The sequence below is a fragment of the Limosilactobacillus gastricus DSM 16045 genome, assembly GCF_001434365.1.
GTDB classification, from domain to species: Bacteria; Bacillota; Bacilli; order Lactobacillales; family Lactobacillaceae; genus Limosilactobacillus; species Limosilactobacillus gastricus.
Window position 1 is genome coordinate 12351 of record NZ_AZFN01000021.1, and the last position, 26899, is coordinate 39249.

General features: G+C 42.4%; 25 protein-coding genes and 1 riboswitch. Of the genes, 23 read left to right on the forward strand and 2 right to left on the reverse strand.

Annotation, left to right across the window (positions count from 1 at the left end; genetic code table 11):
• The first annotated feature begins 11 nt into the window (after positions 1-11).
• The 12 genes from FC60_RS07375 to FC60_RS07435 all read left to right on the forward strand — a co-directional run bounded on the left by FC60_RS07375 (position 12) and on the right by FC60_RS07435 (position 13147).
• A complete protein-coding gene (locus FC60_RS07375; protein ID WP_056937773.1) occupies positions 12-992 on the forward strand; it encodes a PhoH family protein in 981 nt (326 codons plus the stop codon).
• On the forward strand, positions 993-1463 hold the full coding sequence (ybeY, locus tag FC60_RS07380) for an rRNA maturation RNase YbeY (protein WP_056937774.1): 471 nt from the start codon (positions 993-995) through the stop codon (positions 1461-1463).
• Positions 1447-1830 carry a diacylglycerol kinase family protein gene (locus FC60_RS07385; protein WP_056937775.1) on the forward strand — a complete coding sequence of 128 codons (384 nt, stop codon included), beginning with the start codon at positions 1447-1449 and terminating at the stop codon, positions 1828-1830. Before ybeY ends, FC60_RS07385 begins: the two co-directional genes overlap by 17 nt.
• Positions 1831-1849: 19 nt before the next feature.
• A complete protein-coding gene (era, locus tag FC60_RS07390) occupies positions 1850-2761 on the forward strand; it encodes a GTPase Era (protein ID WP_056937776.1) in 912 nt (303 codons plus the stop codon).
• Positions 2762-2788: 27 nt separating this feature from the next.
• Positions 2789-3586, forward strand: a complete 798-nt coding sequence (gene recO / locus FC60_RS07395; protein WP_056937777.1) for a DNA repair protein RecO — start codon at positions 2789-2791, stop codon at positions 3584-3586.
• Between the two features lie 277 nt (positions 3587-3863).
• Positions 3864-4829, forward strand: a complete 966-nt coding sequence (glyQ, locus tag FC60_RS07405) for a glycine--tRNA ligase subunit alpha (RefSeq protein ID WP_056937779.1) — start codon at positions 3864-3866, stop codon at positions 4827-4829.
• A 2-nt stretch (positions 4830-4831) separates the two neighbouring features.
• A complete protein-coding gene (gene glyS / locus FC60_RS07410; RefSeq protein WP_056937780.1) occupies positions 4832-6901 on the forward strand; it encodes a glycine--tRNA ligase subunit beta in 2070 nt (689 codons plus the stop codon).
• A 137-nt stretch (positions 6902-7038) separates the two neighbouring features.
• Positions 7039-8913 (forward strand): DNA primase, encoded by a 1875-nt coding sequence (gene dnaG / locus FC60_RS07415; protein WP_056937796.1) that lies wholly within the window; start codon positions 7039-7041, stop codon positions 8911-8913.
• 2 nt (positions 8914-8915) lie between these two features.
• A complete protein-coding gene (gene rpoD, locus FC60_RS07420) occupies positions 8916-10055 on the forward strand; it encodes an RNA polymerase sigma factor RpoD (protein ID WP_007121652.1) in 1140 nt (379 codons plus the stop codon).
• A 98-nt stretch (positions 10056-10153) separates the two neighbouring features.
• Positions 10154-11032 (forward strand): FAD:protein FMN transferase, encoded by an 879-nt coding sequence (locus FC60_RS07425; protein WP_056937781.1) that lies wholly within the window; start codon positions 10154-10156, stop codon positions 11030-11032.
• A 74-nt stretch (positions 11033-11106) separates the two neighbouring features.
• A complete protein-coding gene (locus FC60_RS07430) occupies positions 11107-11712 on the forward strand; it encodes an NADPH-dependent FMN reductase (protein WP_056937782.1) in 606 nt (201 codons plus the stop codon).
• Between the two features lie 13 nt (positions 11713-11725).
• The gene (locus tag FC60_RS07435; protein WP_056937783.1) at positions 11726-13147 is read left to right on the forward strand and encodes an NAD(P)H-dependent oxidoreductase; all 1422 of its coding nucleotides are present in this window, start codon (positions 11726-11728) and stop codon (positions 13145-13147) included.
• 59 nt (positions 13148-13206) lie between these two features.
• Here the strand turns inward: FC60_RS07435 and dapF are convergent, their stop codons facing one another.
• Positions 13207-14193: a diaminopimelate epimerase gene (gene dapF, locus FC60_RS07440; protein WP_056937784.1), complete on the reverse strand. Its 987-nt coding sequence runs from the start codon at positions 14191-14193 to the stop codon at positions 13207-13209.
• Entirely contained in the window at positions 14193-15566 is a 1374-nt protein-coding gene (locus FC60_RS07445) for an aspartate kinase (protein ID WP_056937785.1), read from the reverse strand. The genes dapF and FC60_RS07445 overlap by 1 nt, the downstream gene beginning before the upstream one ends.
• A 146-nt stretch (positions 15567-15712) precedes the next feature.
• A riboswitch (Lysine riboswitch) is annotated at positions 15713-15886 on the forward strand.
• Positions 15887-15966: 80 nt separating this feature from the next.
• On the opposite strand from FC60_RS07445, the gene lysA reads away from it, so the two are divergent.
• The 11 genes from lysA to pepT all read left to right on the forward strand — a co-directional run.
• Positions 15967-17280 (forward strand): diaminopimelate decarboxylase, encoded by a 1314-nt coding sequence (gene lysA, locus FC60_RS07450; RefSeq protein ID WP_056937786.1) that lies wholly within the window; start codon positions 15967-15969, stop codon positions 17278-17280.
• A 22-nt stretch (positions 17281-17302) separates the two neighbouring features.
• The gene (gene dapD, locus FC60_RS07455) at positions 17303-18016 is read left to right on the forward strand and encodes a 2,3,4,5-tetrahydropyridine-2,6-dicarboxylate N-acetyltransferase (protein WP_056937787.1); all 714 of its coding nucleotides are present in this window, start codon (positions 17303-17305) and stop codon (positions 18014-18016) included.
• A gap of 9 nt (positions 18017-18025) precedes the next feature.
• On the forward strand, positions 18026-19195 hold the full coding sequence (locus tag FC60_RS07460) for an N-acetyldiaminopimelate deacetylase (RefSeq protein WP_056937788.1): 1170 nt from the start codon (positions 18026-18028) through the stop codon (positions 19193-19195).
• A 2-nt stretch (positions 19196-19197) separates the two neighbouring features.
• Positions 19198-20121, forward strand: a complete 924-nt coding sequence (gene dapA, locus FC60_RS07465; RefSeq protein WP_056937789.1) for a 4-hydroxy-tetrahydrodipicolinate synthase — start codon at positions 19198-19200, stop codon at positions 20119-20121.
• A 1-nt stretch (position 20122) separates the two neighbouring features.
• Positions 20123-20902 carry a 4-hydroxy-tetrahydrodipicolinate reductase gene (gene dapB / locus FC60_RS07470; protein ID WP_056937790.1) on the forward strand — a complete coding sequence of 260 codons (780 nt, stop codon included), beginning with the start codon at positions 20123-20125 and terminating at the stop codon, positions 20900-20902.
• A gap of 13 nt (positions 20903-20915) precedes the next feature.
• On the forward strand, positions 20916-22097 hold the full coding sequence (locus FC60_RS07475; RefSeq protein ID WP_056937791.1) for an aminotransferase class I/II-fold pyridoxal phosphate-dependent enzyme: 1182 nt from the start codon (positions 20916-20918) through the stop codon (positions 22095-22097).
• A gap of 111 nt (positions 22098-22208) precedes the next feature.
• Complete coding sequence (locus tag FC60_RS07480; RefSeq protein ID WP_056937792.1) at positions 22209-23552, forward strand: TrkH family potassium uptake protein; 1344 nt, start codon at positions 22209-22211, stop codon at positions 23550-23552.
• Positions 23545-24216 carry a potassium channel family protein gene (locus FC60_RS07485; protein ID WP_007121640.1) on the forward strand — a complete coding sequence of 224 codons (672 nt, stop codon included), beginning with the start codon at positions 23545-23547 and terminating at the stop codon, positions 24214-24216. Before FC60_RS07480 ends, FC60_RS07485 begins: the two co-directional genes overlap by 8 nt.
• Positions 24217-24226: 10 nt before the next feature.
• Positions 24227-24946, forward strand: a complete 720-nt coding sequence (locus FC60_RS07490; protein ID WP_056937793.1) for a tRNA (adenine(22)-N(1))-methyltransferase — start codon at positions 24227-24229, stop codon at positions 24944-24946.
• Positions 24921-25748, forward strand: a complete 828-nt coding sequence (locus FC60_RS07495; protein ID WP_056937794.1) for a Nif3-like dinuclear metal center hexameric protein — start codon at positions 24921-24923, stop codon at positions 25746-25748. Before FC60_RS07490 ends, FC60_RS07495 begins: the two co-directional genes overlap by 26 nt.
• Before the next feature lie 3 nt (positions 25749-25751).
• A partial coding sequence (gene pepT / locus FC60_RS07500; RefSeq protein WP_056937795.1) for a peptidase T occupies positions 25752-26899 on the forward strand: 1148 nt, incomplete at its 3' end.

Genomic DNA, 26899 nt, shown 5'->3' on the forward strand with positions numbered 1-26899 from the left:
GTATCGCACATTTGACAGCTACGGAAACTATTTCAGTGCAATTTAAATTATCAAAACCCGAAGAACAAGTCGGTTTATTGGGCATTCAGGATCAATTTGTTTCTTTATTTGAAGAAGGAATGGGGGTCGAAATGAGCCCGTTTGGGGATCAATTGACCATCACGGGAGAAGCTGAGGCTGTTCATCAAACAGAAGCGGTTTTAGGGGAATTGGTAAAGTTACTTGACCAACAGATTAAGGTTTCGAGCACTGATATTGTGAGTGCGATGAAAATGGCGAAGAAGGGGACCTTAGAGTATTTTGGTGACCTTTATCGGGAAACCATTGTTAAAGACCGCAAAGGTAATCCCATTCGCGTCAAAACCTTTGGCCAACGGCAGTATGTCCATGCGATTAAGCAACGTGATGTGACTTTTGGGATTGGACCTGCTGGGACTGGGAAGACCTATTTAGCTGTTGCAATGGCCGTCGCAGCTTTAAAACGGGGTGAAGTGGAACGGATCATTTTAACCCGCCCCGCCGTGGAAGCGGGGGAGAGCCTAGGATTTCTTCCGGGTGATTTAAAAGAGAAGGTTGATCCTTATTTACGCCCTATTTACGATGCCTTAAATAGTATTCTGGGCGCTGACCACACCGAACGGCTAATGGATCGCGGTGTCATCGAGATTGCAGCCCTTGCTTATATGCGGGGGCGGACCTTAGATGGTGCCTTTGTCATCTTAGATGAGGCTCAAAATACTACCAATGCGCAAATGAAAATGTTCTTGACCCGACTGGGCTTTGGTTCCAAGATGGTCGTGAATGGTGACATATCACAAATTGACCTACCACGTGGAGCAAAAAGTGGTTTAGTCAACGCCCAACAAATTTTGCGGGGAATTGACGCGATTGAATTCGTTCACTTTACGGCTGGTGATGTCGTGCGGCACCCAGTTGTAGCCAAGATCATTAACGCCTATGAGGCCGAACAGTCTACTCCAAAGGAGTCCTAAATGGAACTAGTAATATATGATCATACTAATGGTCAGGTGACAGATGAACAACTAGATGAAACCGAAAAACTTCTGCAATTTGCGGCTGACCAATTATCGATTGCGGCTAATGCTGAAATGTCAGTGACTTTTGTCAATAATCCCGAGATGCAAAAGATCAATCGTGAATATCGTGGCATTGATCGATCTACGGATGTAATTTCCTTTGCAATTGAAGATGATGATGATCTGATGCTCCCTGCCGAATTACAAGCGGAGCTCCCACGAGAATTGGGGGATCTATTTGTTTCGATTGATAAGGTTAAATCACAAGCGTTGTTTCTAGATCATTCTGAAGAACGAGAACTTGGTTATATGTTGGTTCATGGTTTCTTACATTTGAATGGTTATGATCATGAACGAGCTGATGACCATGGTGAACAATTTCGGTTACAAGAGGAAATTTTGACGAAATATGGACTCAAACGGTAAACATCAATTAAACAAAAATAAAACCTTCCGCCAAGCCTTTCATCATGCCTGGGATGGCATTATTGCGGTAGTTAAGCACGAACGTAATATGCGTTTTCATTTGTTGGCGACAGTTGCAGTTATAATTGTCGCCTGCTGGTTTCGCTTGCAAGTTTGGGAATGGTTATGGATCCTTTTGGCGATTTTTCTCGTGATCACCGGTGAAATGGTTAACACCATCGTGGAAGCTTTAGTTGACATGACGGTTGGCCATCGATATCACCCCTTAGCTAAGCTAGCTAAAGATATGGCAGCCGGATTAGTCTTATTACTGGCTGGCTTTGCCATTATTGTTGGTTTGCTAATCTTTGGTAATCATCTAATCTAAAATTAAAATTGAGGTAAATATGGATACATTAAAAGCAGATTTTCACTCTGGATTTGTGGCGATTATTGGGCGTCCTAATGTTGGAAAGTCGACCCTTTTAAATTATGTTGTCGGGCAAAAAGTTGCAATCATGAGTAATGTTGCTCAAACAACACGAAACAAAATTCAAGGGATTTATACCACTAATGAAGCTCAAATTGTCTTTATTGATACTCCAGGAATTCATAAACCACAAACTAAATTAGGTGATTTTATGGAGCGTTCGGCGCTTTCAGCCTTAGATGAAGTAGATGCGATTCTCTTTGTCGTTAGTGCGACCGAAAAACGCGGTCCAGGAGATAATTTTATTATTGAACGACTAAAGAAGGTTCAACAGCCAATTTATTTGGTAATTAATAAGATTGACCAAGTTCATCCGAATGACCTTCCAGAGATCGTGGCTCAATATAATGACACTTTACCCTTTAAGAAAGTGATCCCAGTATCAGCATTACAAGGGAATAACGTCAACGGCTTAATTGATGAATTAGTAGATAACCTACCAGTCGGTCCTCAATATTACCCGACCGATCAAGTATCTGATCATCCGGAAAGATTTGTGGTCGCGGAAATGATTCGCGAAAAGGTATTTCTGCTAACTCGTCAAGAAGTACCACATTCGGTCGCAATTGATGTGACTTCCATCAAGCGAAATAATGAAGAAACGATTGAAGTTGATGCGAATATTATCGTGGAGCGACCTGGACAAAAGGGGATTATTATTGGTAAGAAGGGGTCCATGTTAAAAGAAATCGGCACCCAAGCCCGCCAAGACATTGAACGTTTGCTTGGAGACAAGGTTTACTTACATCTTTGGGTAAAAGTAGTTCCCGGGTGGCGCGATAAAAATGCAATGTTAAAAGATTATGGTTATCGGTCAACTGACTATTAATTGTTCTTCATGAATCATGAGGTGTAGATCATGCGCGTCAACGAACCATTCCAAGGTATAATTATGAATCGACGCTCCTACCGGGAACGAGACATGTTGGTCAAAATCTTAACCAATCAGCGCGGACCAGTAATGTTTTTTGTCCGTGGAGCACAACGCAAAGGGTTCAAAATGGCGGCTGATATTTTACCCTTCACACATGGTCAATATGTCGGTTTATTTAATGATGACGGTCTTAGTTATATTGTTAGCGCGGGTGAAACCCATCAATATCAGGGAATTGTCAATGATCTTGACCGGAATGCCTATGCTACTTATCTTTTGGATCTAGTAAATCAAGCCTTTAAAGAAGGGGTAGGGATTAGTGGCTGGTATCAGCAAATTTCAACGGCCTTAGATTTAATAAATCAAGGTCGCGATCCGCAGATCATAACGAATGTTTTAGAAGTTCAGTTATTAAATTTGCTGGGCATTGCCCCCCAATGGGATCGGTGCGTTATTTGTGGGAACGATCAAGGTCCCTTTGATTATTCGGAGAGCTATGGGGGCATTTTGTGTCGTCAACATTGGGCACTTGATGAACATCGGTTCCGATTAGATCAAAGAACCATTAGTTACTTAAGGTTGTTTGCCCATTTAAACCTTGCAAAGGTCGGTCAGGTATCAGTTGCCGACCCCATCCGCAAACAGTTGACGTGGGCACTGGATAAAATTTATGATGATCAAATTGGAATGCGCTTAAAGTCCAAACGGTTTCTCCGTGAAATGGATCATTGGACGGCCGAACTGAAAAAAAGTCGGGATCAAATTGACAAACCTACTTAGATTGACTATGATAGTTTCAGTTTAATATTTGTAACGATGACGAAGAAGAAGGCTAATGGTCCTGAAAAGCGAATCGGTGATGGTGAAAGACTGATGAGGAGATTAGCATAGACATGGCACTTCAACAGTTACTTGAAATCAAGCTGTTTCGATTAATTCGAAAAAGCAGGGTGGAACCGCGATTAATTCGTCCCTGTAATGAACGTACTTGTTCATTACAGGGATTTTTAATTGTAAAACAAATCGTTAAGAACAATGGGTCTGAAGGGAGTAAGACATGGATCAAAAATTAACTTTTCAAGACATAATTTTTAAATTACAACAATACTGGGGGAGCCAGGGTTGTATGTTAATGCAAGCATATGATAACGAAAAAGGGGCCGGGACCATGAGTCCATATACCTTCTTACGGGCGATTGGACCAGAACCGTGGAATGCGGCCTATGTTGAACCATCACGGCGACCGGCTGATGGTCGGTATGGTGACAATCCAAACCGGTTATATCAACACCATCAATTCCAAGTGTTAATGAAACCTTCTCCAGAGAATATTCAAGAATTATATTTGGGGAGCCTTCGTGAATTAGGGATTGAACCACTTGAGCATGACATTCGGTTTGTTGAAGATAACTGGGAAAATCCTTCGATGGGCTGTGCTGGTGTTGGTTGGGAAATTTGGCTTGATGGAATGGAAGTGACCCAATTTACTTATTTCCAAGTAGTTGGGGAACTGCAAATGGATCCTGTGGCAGCAGAAATTACTTATGGATTGGAAAGGTTAGCCGAATACATCCAAAATGTCGATTCAGTTTATGATTTAGAATGGGCTGATGGCGTATATTATGGTGACATTTTTAAAGAACCAGAGTACGAGCATTCGAAATATTCTTTTGAAGAAAGCAATCAGGATATGTTGCTGAAGTTCTTTGAAGATTATGAAGCGGAGGCTAAACGCTTAATTAACTTAGGTTTAGTTCATCCGGCTTATGATTATGTTTTGAAGTGTAGTCATACCTTCAATTTACTAGACGCACGGGGAGCGGTTTCCGTTACGGAACGGGCTGGTTACTTGCATCGCATTCGGATCATGGCTAAATCAGTGGCCAAAGCCTTTGTTCAAGAACGACGGAAACAAGGATTCCCATTGATTCATGATGAAGCCAAGCGTCAAGCCGTCTTAGCAAAATATCAAAAACAAGCGGAACAAGAAGCTAAGCGAAATGCCAAGAAGGGGGATCAATAATCATGGCACATACCTACTTACTAGAAATTGGGTTGGAAGAAATGCCTGCGCATGTGGTGACACCAAGCATGAACCAGCTCCAAAGTCGGGTTGAAAATTATTTAAAAGATCAACGAATTGAATACCAAACGATCAAAGCCTTTTCGACGCCTCGCCGGTTAGCTTTGAAAATTGAAGGTCTCTCTGACAAGCAACCAGATGTTGACGAATTAGTGAAGGGACCGGCGAAGAAAATTGCTTTGGATGATCAAGGCAATTGGAGTAAAGCGGCGATTGGCTTCACCAAGGGTCAAGGGGTTTCGGTAGAAGATATTGAATTCCAAGAAGTTAAAGGAACGGAATATGTTTTTGTTAATAAACATACTCCAGGTGAATCCGTAGCGACCGTCCTTGCTGGTTTAGATCAAGTCATTACGGCCATGACATTCCCAACCTTAATGAAGTGGGGGGAATATAAGCTGGATTATATTCGGCCAATTCACTGGTTAGTATCATTGCTTGATGATGCTGTCGTACCCTTTAAGATTTTAAATGTCACTGCTGATCGGTTAACCAAAGGACACCGGTTCTTAGGTCATGATCTCGAACTAACTAACGCCGGTGATTATGAAGAAGCCTTATTAAATGATTTTGTAATTGCGGATCCTAAGGCACGAAAGGCGAAAATTAAAGACCAAATTCAAGCGATTGCCGATGAGCATCAATGGCAATTAGATTGGGATGAAGAATTACTGGAAGAAGTTAATAACCTAGTTGAGTGGCCAACTTCCTTTGCCGGGAAGTTTGATCAACAATACTTAGTATTGCCAGAAGAGGTCTTAATCACCTCCATGAAGGATAACCAACGGTTCTTCTGCGTCCGCAACCAAGCGGGGCAATTGCAACCAGCCTTCATTGCGGTTCGTAATGGGAATACTGATCATCTCGATAATGTGATCAAAGGGAACGAGCGGGTGCTGGTTCCCCGGTTAGAAGATGCCAAATTCTTCTATGAAGAAGATCAAAAAATCACGATTGATCAATACGTAGAACGGTTAAATCGGGTTTCGTTCCATGATCAGATTAGTTCCATGGCTGAAAAAATGGCCCGTACTGGGGTAATCGCGATGTCACTTGCTGAGCAACTTAACTTCAGTGATCAAGAAAAAGCGGATTTAAAGCGAGCTGCAGCCATCTATAAGTTTGATTTAACTACCCAAATGGTGGGTGAATTTGCTGAATTACAAGGAATTATGGGAGAAATTTATGCTAAGTTAGCTGGCGAAAATGAAACCGTTGCTGCAGCAATTCGCGAGCATTATATGCCAATTTCGGCTGAAGGTGCCTTACCAGCGACGAAGGTCGGCGCTTTATTGGCCATTGCAGATAAATTAGATAGCATCTATAGTTTCTTCGCGGTCGGAATGATTCCTTCAGGCTCGAACGATCCATATGCCTTGCGGCGCCAAGCCTACGGAATTGTTCGGATCATTAATGATCAACAATGGCACTTGCCAGTACTTGATTTACAACCCCAACTACCGGCTTTATTTACTGTAGCAGATCTACATCCTAAGTTTGATATTGCCGAAAATAACGACCAAGTTCGTCAGTTCTTTGTTGACCGGTTGAAACAATTCTTTAGTTTACAATCAATTCGGCATGACATTGTGGACGCAGTTTGTGCGAGTGAGCAACCTGATATCCTAGCTGTCATTGATGCCGCTCAAGTTTTAGTTAAGCATCAAAGTGATGATGATTTGAAGAATCAAATGGAAGCCATCACGCGGGTAATTCGGTTAGCCAAGAAAGAAGCCTTAACTACCGATGAAGTTACAGTTAAGCCAGAACTGTTTAAGAACCCTTCGGAACAAAGTTTGTTCGACCAATTCAACGAATTTGATGATCAAGCCTCATTGAATGATCAATTCGAACAATTAATGGCATTAGAACCTGTTATTAGTCAATATTTTGAGGAAAATATGATCATGGATCCAGACGAAGCAATCCGGCATAATCGTTTGGCCCAATTAACTTTAGTCGCTCAAGCAGCTGGCCAATTTGGTGATTTGGATTTATTGATTGTAAAATAAGTTGAATTATTTGGCATTTGTGTTGACCTATGGTAATATTTTATAGGTATGAATAGGTACAAATGACATTGTTAAAAAGGTCGCATTCCATTTGGAAGCGGCCTTTAGTCAATATCATTGCCTTTGGGGGTGATTTCGTGGCACGGATACCAAACGAAGTGATTGATCAAGTTCGGAATTCAGTTGATATTGCGGATGTGATTGGGCAGGATGTTCAATTGCGGAAGCAAGGACGAAATTTAATGGGTCATTGTCCTTTCCATCAGGATGATACTCCTTCGTTTTCGGTGAATGAAGAAAAACAATTTTTCTATTGTTTTAGTTGTCACCGGACGGGGAATGTCTTTTCCTTTTTACAACAGTTGCATGAGATGACTTTTCCGGAGGCTGTTCAGCACGTTGCTGAAATGGCCAATATTGAAATTCCCGAATTAAATCAGCGGGATCCATCAACAGCATCACCGAATGCGCCCTTTTATCAATCATATGATTTGGCTGCAGATTTGTATCACCATATTTTGGTAAATACGAAGGCGGGTCAACCAGCGCTTAAATACCTGGAACAACGGGGGATGACGCGGGAATTAATCGATCAATTTAAACTTGGTTTTGCACCGAGCTCTGATGATCATGGGATTTTGGCGCAGTTTTTAACCGAAAAGCAGGTTGATTATCAAGTCGTCCGCCAATCCGGGTTACTGACCACTGACCACGATGGTCACTTCCATGATCGCTTTGTTGATCGGGTCATGTACCCAATAAAGAATGCGAATGGGCAAATTATTGCTTTTTCGGGGCGATTATTGGCTGCTAAGGGCAATGATCAAGCGCCAAAGTATTTAAACAGTCCAGAAACCCCAATTTTTAATAAACGACTAACCCTCTTCAATTTTGATGAAGCTAAGCGTGCAGTTCGGCAGGAAGGCCATTTAATCTTGATGGAAGGTTTTATGGACGTTATTTCGGCTTATGGGGCGGGCGTGAAAAGCGGAATTGCTTCGATGGGAACTAGTTTTACTGAGGAACAGATTCAAGCAATTCAGCGGATTAGTAATGAGTTAGTGGTTTGTTATGATGGTGATGATGCAGGACAGAATGCCATAATGCGGGCTTTACAACTATTGACTGATCAAGCCCCAACTTTAAAGTTGAAGGTTGTTCAGATGCCGTCAGGGTTAGATCCCGATGAGTTTGTTCAGCAACGGGGGCCAGAAAAATTCCAGCAATATCTTGCTAATGCTGAAGAAACACCAACGGCATTTCGGTTGCAATATCTACGCCGCGGATTGAATTTAGCAAATCAAAATGAATTACTTTCATATCTTGATACGGCTATTCGGGTGGTTGCCCAAGTTGAACAACCAGTGGCCCAGAATCTATATCTCAAACAGTTAGCAGATGAATTTAATTTAGATCAAGCGACTTTAGCGGCACAATTATCCCAAGTTGAGCAACAAGCACAACGATCACGTCCAAAGGAAACGAAGCCGCAGCAAGAACAGTCGACTAGCGACTTTAATCATAGAACGGAAACGATTAATAGCACCTCGCCAGCCCTTGTGAACCGGGTTCAACGAGCTGAACAATTGCTGATTTACTGGTTTATTTATCAGCCCGAATGGCGTGGTCATTTGTTAGGGTTAACTGATTTTACTTTTCCAGATGATAATTATCAGCAACTATTTGAACAAATACAGGTTTATTTACAAGCGCATGCTGATTATTTGACGGGTGATATGATTAATTTTTTGCAGGATCAACCAGAATTAATTGCCCTTTTAGCTGAGATCGAGCAATTAGTGGTTCAAGATGAAATTACCGATGAGATGGTCGATGATTGCGTTCATGTCCTGCAGGCAGAAGCTCCCATTGAAGATCTTATAGGTCAAAAACAGGCGGAATTAAAAGAGGCCACCGCTCTCAATGATCAAACATTAAGTGCACAATTAACAACAGAATTGATTAGCTTATATCAGCAGCAACAACAGGCGAAGGCAAAGGAGATTAATTAAGTATGGCGAAAACAAATAAAGATCTAGTTATTTCAAACGCGGTTGAATTTGATCAATCAGCTTATGATAAAGCGGTTGGGAAGTTAATCCGTGAACACAAGCAAGCCAAAGAAATTAAATATAGTGAATTATCTACCCAATTAGCCGAACCATTTGAATTGAATGCGGACGGTATTGATCAACTGATGCAAAATGTTGAAGATTCCGGAATTAGCATTGTTGATGAAAATGGAGATCCAGATCCACGTGCCCTACAAGCCACGGAAAAACTATCAAATAGTGCTAGTAAGGATACGTCAGCCCCATCGAATGTTAAAATTAACGATCCGGTGCGGATGTATTTAAAAGAAATTGGTCGCGTGCCCTTACTTACGGCTGATCAAGAAGTTGAACTGGCTTTACGGATTGAGCAAGGGGATGAAGTGGCTAAGCAAGAATTAGCCGAAGCCAACTTACGGTTGGTGGTTTCCATTGCCAAGCGCTATGTTGGTCGGGGAATGCAATTCTTGGATCTGATTCAAGAGGGTAACATGGGGCTAATGAAAGCCGTCGAAAAGTTTGATTACCGGAAAGGCTTTAAATTTTCGACATATGCTACTTGGTGGATTCGGCAAGCCATTACCCGGGCGATTGCGGACCAAGCCCGGACGATTCGGATTCCAGTTCACATGGTGGAAACGATTAATAAGTTAATTCGAATCCAACGTCAACTATTGCAAGATCTTGGACGGGAACCATTACCGGAAGAGATTGGGGCCGAGATGGATATGGAAACCCAAAAGGTGCGGGATATTCTGAAAATTGCCCAGGAACCTGTTTCTTTAGAAACACCAATTGGGGAAGAGGATGACTCGCATCTAGGAGATTTTATCGAAGACCAAGATGCAACTAGCCCAGCTGAACATGCGGCTTACGAAATGATGAAAAAGCAGCTGGAAAATGTTTTAGATACCTTAACTGATCGGGAAGAAAACGTTTTACGGTTGCGGTTTGGCTTGGATGATGGTCGTACCCGGACGTTAGAAGAAGTCGGTAAAGTCTTTGGCGTTACGCGGGAACGTATTCGGCAAATTGAAGCTAAAGCCTTACGTAAATTACGGCATCCATCCCGTTCTAAGCAATTAAAAGATTTCTTAGAATAAATCTTTGTGTATAATAGAGCCCAGAGGTCATCGGACCTTTGGACTCTTTTTTTGTATAGAAAGGGATTAAGATTATAGCAGAAGCAAGTACCCATTTAATGGGATCAACGATTACCATCAAAATTGATCACCCTGATGGAGAACAACTGATTGCAGATTGTTTTAAGCAGTTAGCGGACTATCAAGAGCGATTCTCTGCTAATAATGATCAATCAGAATTGATGCAATTAAATCAATTGGCCGGTATCCGCCCAATGCGGGTTGATGAAGATCTATATGACCTGATTAAGTTAGCGGTTAAATATAGTTGTCGGGGTGGTTATTTTAACGTCGCGATTGGTCCTTTGGTAAAACTATGGCACATTGGCTTTAACGATGCTCAGGTACCAACTCCAGAACAAATCCAAACGACCTTAAAATTAATTGATCCCCACCAAATTGAATTAGACGATCAAAATCATGCTGTCTATTTAAAACAGGCGGGGATGGAGATTGACCTAGGTGGAATTGCCAAGGGCTATTTTGCGGATCAGCTGGCAATCAAATTGAAAGCTGCTGGAGTTGAATCAGCCCTTATTAATCTTGGTGGTAGCAGTATTGTAACGATTGGTGGCAATGCCAATAATTCCGATGATCAATGGCATGTCGGTCTCCAAGATCCGCGTGGTAAACGAACTGATTATGCGACTATTCTAGCCCTTAAGGACGAAGCCATGACGACCTCAGGGGTCTATGAACGCCAGCTAATAAAAAGTGGTCGAACCTATCACCATATTTTAGATCCCCAAACTGGGTATCCTATTGAGACGTCAATTATGAGTCTGACCGTCTTAGGCCACCAAGCCGTCCTGGGTGAAATCCTAACCACCATGTGCTTTGGATTAGTTCCTTCACAATTGAATGATTGGCTGAATGAATTTCCCGGAATTACGATCTTAACCATCGATCAGCAGGGGGAAATAAGATATTATAAATAGGTTACCTTTTCCTAAATTTGTGATATTATTTACATATAAATATTACTATTTTATATAAACGGAAAGGAAGCAATATGAAACATTATATCGGAATCGCAGGGACACATGCGAAAGGATCGACCAACACCAAGTTGATTCACTTTATTAAAAATCATTTAGCCGATCGGGCGGAAGTAGAAATTATTGATGCCAGCAACTGGCCAGTCTTCCAAAAGACACCAAATGGAAAACTACCAGAAGGGGTGCAAGCCGTCGCTGATAAAATTGCTGCGGCTGATGGGGTGATTATCTCAACTCCTGAATATGATCACACCATTCCAGCAGCGCTTATGAATACTTTTGCTTGGCTTTCATATGGGATCCATCCATTCGATAATAAGCCAGTTATGATTACGGGAGCTTCATTTGGTGCCTTAGGGACTTCCCGGGCTCAAGGCCATTTACGGCGGATGTTAGATGCTCCAGAAATTCACGCGCAAACGATGGCTAGTTCTGATTTCATGGTTAGTCGGTCATTGAATGCCTTTGACGAAGAAGGTAATTTAAAAGATCCTGCTTTGGTCAAGCGGTTTGATGAACTATTTGCTGAATTTGAAGTATTTGTTGACTTGATGGCTAAGTTAGCCCAAGTTAACCAAGTTGCTGAAGCAGATGCCGCTAAAGTTGGCGAAGCGGAATAAGGAGGAGCGAACAATGAAGTTAGTTGCGATTGCGGGCTCGATTGCGGAAGATTCATATAACAAGAAATTAGTCAATTTTATGGCGAAGGCTTACAGTGATGTAGCTAATATTGAAGTCCTATCTCTTGATCAAGTACCACTTTTTGACCGTGATTTGAGTTACAAGGACTTTGATCAATTAGTGGAATTAGACCGGAAGATCAAACTGGCTGATGGGGTGATTTTGGCTACGCCAGAACATAATCACACTACGACTGTGGCAATGAAGAGTATGTTGGAATGGCTCTCAACTGATACTCATCCATTTCAAGACAAGCCTGTCTTGATTGTGGGAGCTAGTTATCACATTCAAGGGACTTCCCGGGCTCAAATGGATTTACGTGATATCTTAGACGCTCCAGGAGTAAATGCTATTGCTTTACCGGGAAATGACTTTTTGCTCGGTAATTGTAAAGAAAAATTTGATGAGCAAGGGAATCTGAATGATGAAGGGACGATTAAGTTCTTAAATAGTGTCCTAGTTAAGTTTACTGAATGGGTAAACACGATTAACGCTGTTTCGGCTGAAGAAGCTGCTGACTGGACGAAGGAAGACTTAACCGCTTCTGGTATTACAGACACGACCATTGACGTTGATATGATGTCAAAAGATTGGGTTAACCAAGCGGCTGCTAAGACTCATGCTGCTGAGGATACTGATTACGTTAAATTAGACAGTGGGGTATTGAGTGTTAATCAATTAAATTGGTTCTTAAAAACCATGCCGATGGAATTAACCTACATGGATGATAACGATCAATTCATTTACTACAACCACTACCTTGATCGCGATGATATGTTAGCACCACGTTATCCATGGCAAACTGGGATGCCAATGAGTGAAGTGCACCCACAACGGGCCATGAATGGTGTTAAGCGAGTGATTAACCAACTTCGTTACAACAAGACGGACTTGGTTAAGATGCCAGTTCCTGGGAATAAAGTGAACGAAAAATGGCTCATGCACTATTACAAGCGGATGGCTGATGAAGAAGGCAAATTCCGTGGAATTAACGAATGGGTCCTTGATATTTGGCCAATTGTTGCCCAATATTTGGAAATGACAGGTCAAAAACTGGTCGCTGATCCTAATGCTAAGGTTGATGCACATGGCGGTGCTAGTGGCAAGCCGGCTAGCCCGTCAGTAGAAGCTAGCCAAACAGACGCGGATGCTGGCGCTAGTGATAGCGAAGAAACGAGTGCTCCAGTTGCCAAACCGGCAGTTGATACGAATGCGGGCGCTTCTGGTGAAGAAGAAGAAACCACAAGTCCTGCTAGTCCGGTGGCTAAAGTCGAACCTAGTGTGGACGCGGATGCCGGGGCTTCTTCCGAAGAAGACGATGCTGCTAATGGTATTCCAGACAGTGTGGACGCGGATGCCGGCGCTTCAGATTAATTGAATCATATTAAAAAGGCCAAGCCTGAAAGGAATTTCCTTTTCAGCTTGGTCTTTTCTTATGGCTTGATGGTTGAGATAAATTGATCGTAAGCGGCCTGTTCATTAGTTTCGCTAATTGTCACTTGACCCGTCGTTACCTTGGCTTGATGTAGCAAGGCTTCATCAACTTGAATCTGATGAGTTTCAGTCGCATTCCCGATTAGTTCAATCCAATATTGACCTTGGCTTTCATGCAGGATTGTTTTAACCATACCACCTGGGTTGAAGACGCTAATTGGTTCTTCAAACTTTCCTAAATCAGGATGGGTAAGGGCAAAAGCTAGGGAAGTAGCAGACATCCCAGTTCCACAAGCATTGGTGAAACCAACACCCCGTTCAAATGTTTTCACAAAAATCCGATTTGATCCTAAAATTTCGGCAAAGTTAACATTAACCCCATCAGGATAGTAGGGATTCTCACCATTTAAACGTGCCCCTAATTCACCTAAGAGATCACCCATTAACTGATCGTGATCCATAAAGCTAATTAGATGGGGATTGGGAACGGCAAGGGAACTAAACTTGAGTCCCGGAGCTAGTTCGGGAACCCAAGTATCTAAGAGACGCTCATGACCGAGATTGTCAAAGGGTAGCGCTGTCTTATCGAATTTAACTGGGGAAATTTCGACTGCAAAGGCGGGCACTCCCGTCGCAAAATCAGATTCTTGACGAACCTGTAAATCAGCGTACATGGTTTCAACCTTAAACGAATTTCGACCGGTCTTTTCTGCTAGGTAACGAGCTACGGTGCGTAAGCCATTACCACACATGGAGGCTTCACTTGAATCAGCGTTGATTACTCGCATTTTACCGAGCACGTCCGGATGATCAGACTGATCAACTACTAAAATGCCATCGGCACCGTTGAGAATTCCGGTGGTTGAATTAGTCATTTGCATCGCTAATTTTTTCAGTTCATCATCAGTCAGGGGCTGATCTAACAAGGTCTGATCTAAGATGAAGAATTGATTCATGGAACCATGAACCTTTAGTAAGGTGACCATTATTGTTCATCCTCCAATTGGTTAAAGAAGTAGTCATAAATTGCCCGGACGGCATTGATGGCGTCTTTACGGTGAGTCCCAATCATAATCGAAATTTCAGATGAACCCTGGTTTACCATTGAGAGTGAAATGTTGTTTTCGGCAACCGGGACCACAATATCCCGCATGACCCCAACGCGGTTGGCCATTCCTTCACCAACTACCATGATAATGGCGTAGTCTTCAATCCATTCCAAACGGTCCGGATTGACCTCACTTTGAATTTCGCTACAGACGATATCAACTTGTTCGTCGCTCAGTTTATTCCGATCAAAGATGATGGTAATGTCATCAATCCCAGATGGCATATGTTCGTATGAAACCCCATTGCGATCCAAGATTTGGAGAATCCGGAGGGTAAAACCATTCTCTTTATTCAAAAGATACTTGTGTAAGTACAGGGCTGAGAAATGGCGTCCACTGGCAATTCCCGTCATGATATGATCAGGTTTAAAATTCTTTTCTGGAACAATGAAAGTTCCCGGTTTTTCAGGATGCCAAGTATTCTTAACGTTAATCGGGATTTGTCCTTGAATAGCTGGGATCAATGCTTCGTCGTGGAAAACAGAAAAGCCTGCGTAAGATAATTCCCGCATTTCTCGGTAGGTCATCCGTTGAATTGGCAACGGATCCTGAACGAATTTAGGATTGGCTGAATAAATGGCATCGACATCAGTAAAGTTTTCATACATATCGGCATGAAAAGCCCGTGCTAAAATCGCTCCCGTTACATCAGATCCACCGCGAGAAAAAGTAGCAATATAACCAGATAAGGAATAGCCATAAAAGCCAGGGAAGATTAAGCGTTCATCGTCTGAATATTGAAGATTGCTTAAATTAATGTAAGCTTCTGGACTAACGACTGCATTATTAGGGGTCCCGGTAACCCGTAAACCAGCGTCTAAGGGGTCAATAAAGCGAGCCTTAATTCCTTGATGGTTTAAAATGATGGCCATTAACATGGCGTTTAAACGTTCCCCATGCGCTTTAAAAGCAGCCATGAGGTAATCATTATTTGGATAGTGCTGCTTAGGGAGAGCGACTAGTTGATCGTGGATGGCCTGTAAGTCATTATCTTGAACATGGAAATGATGGCCAATAGATTGATAACGACCGAAAATAGAGGCGACCACATCTTGAGTATTGTGACCATTAATTGTTAATTTGGCAAAATTAATTAATAAGTCCGTAACTTTGATGTCATCGTCAAACCGTTTCCCTGGAGCAGAGGTTACGACAACACGCCGTTCATCATCAGCTTGAATAATTGAGATTGCTTGAGCAAAAGCATCACCATTAGCAAGGGAGCTTCCACCGAACTTAATAACTTTCATTAGTTACCACCTTTAAAAATCAGTTTTAATTAAATTTTAACATTGTTTACTTGATCAGCAAAGGTTTAAGCAGTAAATTGCCATTTAAATTAGATTTGCCTTAAGAATTGGTTGACTTTAATAATGACGGTCGGTAAACTATTGAGTAAACAGACAGAGGCGCAGTCAACAAGAGTACCTATTCAGAGTCGCCAAACTATGAAGAATAGGGAAAGGGGCGATTGCCGAAGCGTTGAAATTGGCACTTTCAATTTGCTGGGGCGTGATTTAAGAGATCACGGACTGTCGTAAGGGCATCCTTACGTTGCGCTATCGTTGACGAGTTAAGATGATTTTTAACCCAGATTACATAGCGTAATCCGGGTTTTTATTTTATATGTTGAAAGTTGAGAATTATTTTATGAACGATCAGATTCGTCCAGATCAAATTAACAGTCAAGGCCATCTACAAATTGGCGGAGTTGATAGTCTGACACTGGCAGAACAATACGGGACCCCGTTAGTTGTTTATGATGTTGCCCAGATTCGGGAGCAGATTCATCGTTTTCAAGCCGTATTTGAAGCTAACCACGTCCAATCTGAAGTCTCCTATGCCAGTAAAGCCTTTGCTGCAATAGCGATTTATCAAGTCGTCAATCAAGAACACGGACATATCGACGTGGTTTCCGGTGGCGAATTAATGACAGCGATCAAGGCTGGCTTTCCAATGGATCGGGTTACTTTTCATGGGAATAATAAATCAGAAGCTGAATTGCGGCTGGCTTTGGACCACCAGGTTGGGATGATTGTCATTGATAATTTCTATGAAATTGAATTACTCAGTCGACTGTTAGATGAACTGGATTTACAAACGCCAGTCATGTTACGGATAACGCCAGGAATTTCCGCCCACACGAACGAATACATTCAAACGGGACAAGTTGATAGTAAATTTGGCTTTGATTTAGGATCGGGTCAAGCCGATCAAGCCTTACAAGCAGTCTTATCAAATCCTCGCTTTCAGATGAAGGGAATTCATGCTCACATTGGGTCACAAATTTTTGAGGTCGCCGGTTTTGAAGGAGTAGCCAATAAATTAGTGGAAGTTGCTAAGCATTGGCAAAGTGAATTTAATTATCAAACTGAAATCTTAAATGTTGGTGGTGGCTTTGGGATTCGTTATGTTGAAAATGACCATCCCTTAGCCCCCGAAGAATTTGTGGATGCAATTGTAAAAGCCGTTAAGAAAGCAGCAAAAGTTGCTAAAATTCCCGAACCGGGGATCTGGATTGAACCAGGGCGCTCAATTGTTGGACCAGCTGGTTACAATTTATATACGGTTGGCTCGCGTAAAGATATCCCAGGATATAACCCCTTCTTATCCGTAGATGGCGGAATGGGGGACAATATTCGACCTGCCTTGTATGAAGCGGAATATGAAACGGTCTTAGCTAAAGATCCGGCAGCAGAAAATGTTGAAACCGTGCGAATTGCCGGTAAATACTGTGAATCAGGAGATATTTTAAGTCGTTCACAAGCCCTCCCAAAGACAGAACCTGGTGATGTCTTAGCGATGCTAGATACGGGAGCTTATGGGTTTGCGATGGCTTCTAATTATAATCGGAATCCACGGCCGGCGGTGGTATTTGTTGAAAATGGTCAATCTCAACTTGTAATCCAGCGCGAAACTTGGGAAGACATGGTACGTTTAGACCTTCCATACGAATTGAATTAAAAAAGCTTAAAGGAGTATTACTATGGCACAACTAGATGCACAAACAATTATTAACTATATCGGAACGGCACCTAAAAAGACCCCCGTTAAGGTCTATGTCAAGGGTGAACAATTAGATCAACTTACTTATCCTGATGGGGTGGATGCTTTTGTGGAAACGAAGACGGGAACCTTATTTGGTGACTGGCAAGTGGTTAAACCATTTTTGAATCAAAATCAAGATAATTTTAATTCTGTCCGAATTGAAAACAGTGCTCGGAATTCAGCCGTTCCATTGTTAGATTTAAAAGAAATTAATGCTCGGATCGAGCCAGGAGCCGTGATTCGTGATCAAGTGGTGATTGGTGACAATGCGGTCATCATGATGGGGGCAACCATTAATATCGGAGCAGAAATTGGTGCGGATTCAATGATCGATATGGGAGCGATCCTTGGTGGTCGGGCCATTGTCGGAAAGCACTGCCACATTGGTGCTGGAACGGTTTTAGCAGGAGTAATTGAACCTGCCTCAGCTGAACCAGTTCGAATCGACGACAATGTTTTAATTGGGGCCAATGCAGTGGTCATTGAGGGAGTCCATGTTGGTGAAGGTGCCGTGGTAGCTGCCGGGGCTGTTGTGACCGAAGATGTCGCTCCCAAGACAGTCGTGGCGGGAGTTCCTGCGCGGGTGGTTAAACAAGTCGACGATCAAACGACAAGTAAAACCGGTTTAGAAGATGATTTAAGAAAGCTGTAGGCAAATCGAATGAGTCAGTTAACCCATGATGAATTAATTCAAATTCGTCGCCATCTCCATCAAATTCCTGAATTAGCCTTAGAAGAATATCAAACCCATGATTATTTGTTAGAAGTTATTAAGCAATTTGATCAAACTTATTTAACCATTCGGGTGCCCAAAGAATTACCCACTGCGGTTATGGTTCGGGTAGCGGGAACTAACCCTCGACGGACGATTGGTTATCGTACCGATATTGATGCTCTACCAGTGACCGAACAGACCGGTTTGCCGTATGCATCTCAGATGCCGGGGAAAATGCATGCTTGTGGTCATGATATTCATATGACCGTTGCCTTGGGACTTTTAAGTTACTATAGTGAACATCAACCCATTGATAATCTCTTGTTCTTCTTTCAACCAGCTGAAGAAAGTAAGAATGGTGGTAAATTGGCCTATGAATTAGGTCTATTTACCGGTGAATGGTGTCCAGATGAGTTCTATGGGTTACACGATAATCCGGAATTACCAGCCGGAGCGATTGGTTGCCGAATGGGGACTCTTTTTGCGGGAACCACGGAGGTCAACGTTGATATTCAAGGTCAAGGTGGACATGCCGCTTTTCCACAGAATGCGAAAGATGCCGTTGTAGCGGCAGCATCATTAATTACGCAAGCACAAACTATCGTTTCACGAAGTATTGATCCCATTCAAAGTGGTGTTTTAACTCTTGGAAAATTAGAGGCGGGTACCATCCGGAATGTAATTGCAGATCATGCGCGAATTGAAGGGACCATTCGCGGGTTGACCCAACCGATGATCGAAAAAATTGGTCAACGGTTACAGACCATTTGTGATGGGATTGCCACAAGTTTTGAAGTAGATGTAAAGTTGGAATTAAATCAGGGAGGATATTGGCCGGTTGAAAATAATGCTGACTTAACCAGTCATTTAATTGCTTTTATGCAAGCCAATCCTAAGATAACCTTCATCGAAACGGCACCGGCGATGACCGGCGAAGATTTTGGGTTCTTATTAGCTAAATTCCCAGGAACCATGTTCTGGTTAGGGGTCGAAGATGATGCTCAACTGCATGCACCGACTCTAACTCCAGATGAACGAGCGATCGATAGGGGAATCGAAGCGATCACACAATTTATTAATTATCGAATGCAAGAAAATTATTTATTGGAGGAATAGCCATGTCAAACACGAATTTAAAGCAAGCCGATCTGATGACGGCAATTATCACACCTTTTGACGAGCACGGGATTAACTACCAAAGTTTAGATCGCTTGACCGAACATTTATTATCTTTAGGGAATAAGGGGTTTGTTGTTGGTGGAACTACAGGGGAAACGCCAACTTTGAGTCATGACGAAAAATTAGCCCTTTACGAACATTTTGCAAAGTTGATTAATGGTCGGGTCCCAGTAATTGCTGGGACGGGAAGTAATAATACTCAAGAAACGATTGAATTCACCAATGAGGTGGCGCAAATTGAGGGCATTGATTATGCCTTAGTGGTGGTTCCGCCATACAATAAGCCTAACCAACGGGGGATGATTGCTCACTTTACGGCAGTGGCTGATCAGGTTGACTTGCCAATTATTATTTACAATATTCCTGGACGAACTGGAGTAAAGATGGCTCAAGAAACGGTGGTTACCTTGTCCCAACACCCGAATATCGCTGGGGTTAAGCAATGTGCAAGTATGGAAGAATTTGAATACATTGTCGAAAATAGTTCCGATGATTTTGCAGTTTTCAGTGGTGAGGATAATCAAGCCTTTATTGCCAAAGCTCTGGGGGGAGCAGGGGTAATTTCAGTTGCTGCCCACCTCTATGCTAAGCAAATGCGGGCCATGTATGACGCCTTAGACAATGGAGAATTAGCAACGGCCGCTAAGCTACAACGGTGGTTAACACCACGGATGCAAGCTTGCTTCATGTATCCATCACCATCCCCAATTAAAGCGGTAATGAATGCTCAAGGGTTTGAAGTAGGTCCATGCCGATTACCAATTGTTTCACTTAATGATGAAGAAAAGCAAACTTTGGCCCAAGCATTAGGGCTAGGGCAAGATGCCTTTAGTCACGAATTACCATTAGATCTAGGAGAATAAGATGAAAACAGTTTTAATTGCCGGCTTTAATGGTTCCATGGGACAACAAGCAGTTAAGTTAGTTAATTCCATGGAAGGTTTTGCGATCACTGCTGGTTTAGCCCATCACCTACCTGATTCAGATCCAACTAGTTATGGTTTACCAGCCTCTACTCAATTATTTACTTCATTAAATGAAATTCCAGCTGGAATTGCGGACATTTGGCTTGATTTTACTGTACCGACGGCTGTTTATGCGAATGTTAAATACGCGTTAACGCATGGCTATCGTCCGGTGGTGGGAACGACCGGATTAACCGACGATCAGGAAGTAGAATTAAAGAAACTGACTCAGGATAATCATTTAGGTGGTTTGATTGCGTCTAATTTTGGGATGTCAGCGGTGCTGTTAATGAAATTTGCCCAAGAGGCCGCTAAGTATTTCCCAGACGTAGAAATTATTGAAATGCATCACGAGGACAAAAAAGATGCTCCATCAGGTACGGCTTTAAACACGGCCAAGTTAATCAGTAAAAATCGACCAGCTCACCAAACGGCTCCTGACGAAACAGAATCATTAGCGGGTTCTCGGGGGGGAGATTATGAAGGGATTAAGCTTCATGCGGTGCGGTTACCAGGTTATGTCGCTCATGAACAAGTCCTCTTTGGGGGAGCAGGCGAAGCCTTAACGATTCGTCAAGATTCATTTGATCGCAAATCGTTCATGAGTGGGGTGAAGGTAGCCCTCGAACAAGTCCATACTCTCGATCAATTAGTCGTCGGGTTAGAACAGATCTTGTAAAAAGGAGAATGAGATGCCAGAGACTTTAGCAACTTTAACGAATTTACGAAACCAACTTTTAGATACAGTTGCCCCATCAGCCATTCGATCGTTTGATAATCAAATTTCCTCGATTCCAGGTATTATCAAACTAACTTTGGGCGAACCAGACTTTAATGTCCCCGAACATGTCAAGGCGGCGGCAATTAAAAGTATTGAGGAGAATGATTCTCACTATGCCCCAGCTTCAGGGAAACCAGAATTACGACAAGCGATTAGTGACTACTTAAAAGACTCACGGGGAGTGACCTATAATCCAGCTGATGAAGTACTGGTAACAGTGGGAGCGACCGAATCATTAGCTTCCATTACCTATGGACTTTTGAATCCGGGTGATAAAGTGTTAGTTCCGACACCGGCTTTCTCTTTGTATTTTGCCTTGATTAAAATGGCTGGCGCCGAACCAGTTATGATTGACACTTCTAGTGATGGTTTTCAATTAACTGCCAAACGCTTAGAGAATGAAATTGAAGCTGCTGGTGATCAAGTTAAGGCCGTCTTATTGAACTATCCGAACAACCCAACTGGTCGGACCTTTACGAAAACGGAACTTGAAGATTTAGCTGCGGTATTAAAAAAACATGAACTCTTAGTAATTGCGGATGAAATCTATAGTGATTTAACCTATGATCAAGATCATTATTCTTTAGCGACCTTATTACCAGAACAAACGCTTTTAGTTAGTGGTCTCTCTAAGTCTCATGCCATGACTGGATACCGGATGGGGTATGTGGCTGGACCCGCTGGGATTATGCGCTCAGTAGCTCAAATTCACTCTTACTTAGTTGTCTGTGTGAATGATGCCACCCAAGCGGCGGCCGTCGAAGCCTTAAACAATGGCCGGGAAGATCCTTTAGTTTTCAAAAAAGCATACAAGAAACGGCGGGATTATATTATTGAAAAGATGACGAAGATGGGCTTTCAAATTGCCACACCTCAAGGTGCCTTTTATGTCTTTGCGAAGATTCCGGATCAATTCGGCAAAGACGACTTTAAGTTTGCCTTAGATGTTGCTGAGCAGGCCCAAGTTGGTTTAATCCCAGGAAGTGTCTTTGGAGCCGGAAGTGATGGTTATGTACGACTATCATATGCCGCTTCAGACGATAATATTAAAGTAGCGATGGAACGATTAGCTACCTATATGGAAAAATTTTAGTTTATTAGAATAGGCTCTCAAGAAATTTCTTGGGAGCCTTTTTAATAAAAGCTATATTTGCGCCGACGTCGGTAATCAAGTAGGATAGACATATTAGAGGAGGACAATTTTGTGATTGAAATCAATAAACATCGGTACTCTTTTCCCGAAATCCTGACGATCGGTTTTATCGTGGTTATTATCGTGGGTACTTTTCTCTTGAAATTACCAATTGCCACCCGCGCAGGTTTAGAGACTACCTGGATGACGGCTATTTTCACGTCGACCAGTGCTACTTGTGTCACTGGTTTATTACTGGTTGACACGGCAGCACATTGGACCTGGTTTGGCCAACTGGTGATTACCATGTTGATGGAAGTTGGTGGCTTAGGGTTTATGACTTTTGCGGTAATGGGTTTCTTACTGATCCGACGGCGGATGCGTTTATCCACCCAGTTATTAACGCAAGAAGCATTGAACTTAGATCATCTCTCACAGATTCGGGTTGTCTATTTGATTATAAAATTATCCTTATTAATTCAAGGTATCGGAGCGATTTTTTTAACTTTTGATCTCGTCCCGAAATATGGTTTTAAACGAGGCTTATGGTTAAGTATCTTTCAAGCCATTTCCGCCTTTTGTAACGCTGGATTTGATCTGTTTGGGAATAGTTTAAGCGATTTTAAAAATGATCCATACTTTTTGATCGTAACAGCTATTCTGATTATTGCCGGCTCCTTTGGTTTTTTGGTTTGGCAAGATATTGTCGAGTATCGTCGCTTCCATCGGATGTCCTTACATACTAAATTGGCACTGCGAACGGGTGGGGTACTGGTCTTTTTATCCATTCTCGTCTACCTAATTACGGAAAAAAATTTGAGCCAATTTGCCAATGAAATGTCCCCAATTAATCGTTTCATCAATACAATCTTTATGGCGATTACGCCACGGACGGCTGGTTTGACGACAATTCCATATGATCATTTAAGCTCGGCCGGGATTAGTTATACCACTATTTTGATGTTTATTGGTGGCGCTCCAGGCTCGACTGCTGGGGGAGTCAAGACAACCACCATTGGTTTAATTGCTTTGCAAAGTATTGCAACCTTACGAGGAAAAAGTGATACTGTCATGGCGCATCGGCGTTTCACCCAAGAAAATATTTTTCGGGCGCTCACGCTTTTATTTATTTCGGTGGTCTTGATTTTATCAGCGGTCTTGTTATTAGTAGCAACCCAGGCCTTACCGGTTAAGGATCCCTTATCATATGTCTTGTTTGAGGCGGTGGCAGCTTTCGGAACGACCGGGATCTCATTGGGAATCACGCCAACATTAAATGCAATTGGAAAGATCATTATTATGTTATTGATGTTTGTCGGTCGGGTCGGTATTTATACGGTGATGTTTTCGATTTTCAATGCTAAACCGGAAAAACAAACCTATCGTTATCCAGAGGAGAGTGTCTTAATTGGCTAAAAAGGAAAGTTATGTTGTCATCGGACTGGGAAAATTTGGGATGACTATCTGTAGTGCCTTAGCGCAAGCTGGGCAGGAAGTATTAGCGATTGATAGTAACCCAGACGTCGTTAATGAAGTTTCGCATCTGGTGGTCCGCGCCGTTATCGCAAATGCTGAAGAAGAAGAAACCTTAAAAGAATTAGCGGTCGGCAACTTTGATCATGTATACATTTCAATTGGTCATAATATTGAAGCTAGTATTATGGCAACCTTAATCGTGAAGGAATTAGGTGCTCCTGATGTAACCTGTCGGGCGGAAAATATTCACCACGCGCGGGTGTTGGAACGGGTTGGAGCGGATACCGTGGTTCGGCCAGAACATGATATTGCGGAGCGATTAGTCTTTCGTAAACTAAATCCGAATGTGGTCGATTTTGTGCGGATCAGTGAGAATTTAATGTTAGCTGAAGTTACGATTCGCAATCCGAAGTTTTTTAACCGTTCTTTGGGTGAACTAGAGATTCGGCGTCGGTTCAATGTTAATGTAATTGCGATTGTAGATCATCAAGACCAATTAAATGAAATGCCAATGGCGACTGATACGATTCACGATCACGATAAGTTAACGGTTATTGGATCGCAGGCAGCTATTGAGCAATTAAGTGATGAAGTAGATCGATAGAGGTACAATGATGGATGCATTACATTTATCTCAACGTTTAAAGTTAGTCGCCGATTTCGTTCCGCAAGGGGCGCGTTTGGCGGATATTGGGTCAGATCATGCGTACTTACCGGCTTATTTACTGTTAAATCAGCGAATCGAATTTGCGATTGCTGGGGAAGTGGTGAAAGGACCGTTTGAAAACGCCCAACAAGAAGTCCTTAAACATCATCTGACAGGGAGCCTAGAAGCTCGTTTGGCGGATGGCCTGGCGGCGATTGAGGAGACTGACCAGATTGATGTAATTACTATTTGTGGAATGGGCGGTAGTTTAATCAGTCAAATTTTGGATGCTCATCCAGAAAAATTGGTGGGGGTCAAGCGGCTTATTCTTCAGCCTAATGTTGGCGAAAGTGAGTTGCGAACCTGGTTAGTTCAACACCACTTTGAAATTATGACCGAACGGATGCTGACCGAAGACAATCAATTTTACGAAATTATAGTAGCAGAACCAACTATTTTGCCAGTTGCCTATAATCACCGTGAATTAACCTTTGGACCAGAATTAATTATGCATCAGGGCCCGGTCTTTCAAGCTAAATGGCAAGGAGAAATTGATCGTTTATCTCAAGTGATTGTCCATATGCAAGAAGCCAAACAACCACCACTTCGTAAGATTAAAGAATTCCAAGCGCAGCTACAATTGATTCAGGAGGTATTAACTGATGACAACCGGAACCGAATTAATTAATCGTTTTGAACAATTCGCTAGTCCTCAATTAGCCGAATCCTGGGATCATGTGGGCTTACAAATTGGTAATCCTGATCGACCAATTCAAAAGTTGATGACGACCCTTGATGTGCGTCCAGAGATCGTTCAAGAAGCAATTAATCAACAAGTCGATTTTATTTTTGCTCATCACCCCATTATGTTTAAACCAGCCACTGACCTTGATGTCCGTAATCCCCAGAATCAAATGTATGCGGATTTACTGAGTCATCAGATTACCGTTTACGCTGCTCATACTAATTTAGATACAGCCAACGGAGGGATGAATGACTGGTTAGCGGATCAACTTGGGTTAACGAATTGTGAACCATTAGTAGCGGCTGGACAAGATCCTTTTACTAAGCAACCAGTAGGAATGGGTCGCGTTGGTCAGCTGCCTAACGCGATGACTATTAATGATTTTACTAGGTATTGTCAAAGCGTGTTTGGGGTGGCTGGATTGCGTTTAGTGAAGCCGGCATCATTTAATTCAACGATTCAAAGAGTAGCGGTATTGGGTGGCGCTGGGGGATCTTTTTATCAACAGGCTCTTCAAGCCGGAGCGGATGCTTATGTGACTGGAGATATTTCATATCATACTGGGCATGACATGATTGCCAATGGTTTAGTAGCCCTGGACCCTGGTCATCATATTGAAGCTGTGGTAACTCATCGTTTGGCAGAGTTATTTAAGCAATGGCAGTTAAGTCATCATTGGAAATTTGAGATTATTGAGAATCATATTAATACTGATCCTTTTGAATTTATTTGTAAGGAGAATTAACAAATGGAAAGTAGATATCCTGGGCTATTAGAACGGTTTTTAAAGTATGCTAAGCAAAATACGCGATCAGATGCGGAGTCAGCGACGATCCCATCCACACCGCGGCAAACTACCTTTTTAAAGGAGTTGCAAGCTGAATTAACTTCAATTGGGATTACAGATGCGAAGATTAACCCCGAGAATTCTTATTTGACGGGGACGATTCCCAGTAATCTTGATAAAGAAGTTCCTGTGATGGGGTTAATTGCACATATTGATACGGCTGATTTTAATGCCGAAAACATTCAACCCCAAGTAATTGAAAATTACGACGGGGTTAGTGATATTCACTTAGGCGACTCTCCATACGTCTTATCACCGCAGGAATTTCCGGCTTTGAAAAATTATGCTGGCGAAACCTTGGTCACAACGGATGGGACAACTTTGTTAGGAGCGGATGATAAAGCCGGGGTTAGTGCAATTGTCACTTTTGCCGAGTACTTATTTCAACACCCAGGAATTAAGCATGGTAAGATTCGTCTCGGGTTCGGACCCGATGAAGAAATTGGAACCGGAGCCGATCATTTTGATGTTGACGATTTTGGCGCTGATTTTGCCTATACCGTTGATGGAGGACCCTTAGGCGAACTCGAATACGAAACTTTTAATGCGGCGCAAGCAACGATTAACTTTACGGGTAAAAATGTCCATACTGGCGTGGCTAAAGATACGATGATCAATGCTTTACAATTAGCGATTGATTTTCATAATCAGTTACCGACGCATGACCGGGCGGAATTGACCGCGGATCGAGAAGGCTTTTTCCACTTGTATCAATTAGGCGGAACGGTGGATGCCGCTCAAGCGACCTATTTAATTCGAGATCACGATCGGCAGTTATTTGAGTTCCGTAAAACTGCTTTGGAGGCCATTGCCCGTGATATGAATGCGCGCTTTGATCAAGACCGGGTTCAAGTTAAAATTAGTGACCAATACTATAATTTAAAAGATGCCTTAAATGGTCATTTAGAATCAGTGGAAATGGCTAAGCAAGCGATGGAAGCTCTGTCAATTAAACCAATCATTTACCCAGTTCGAGGTGGTACTGATGGTTCAAAGATCTCATACATGGGACTACCAACCCCTAATCTTTTTGCTGGTGGCGAAAATAT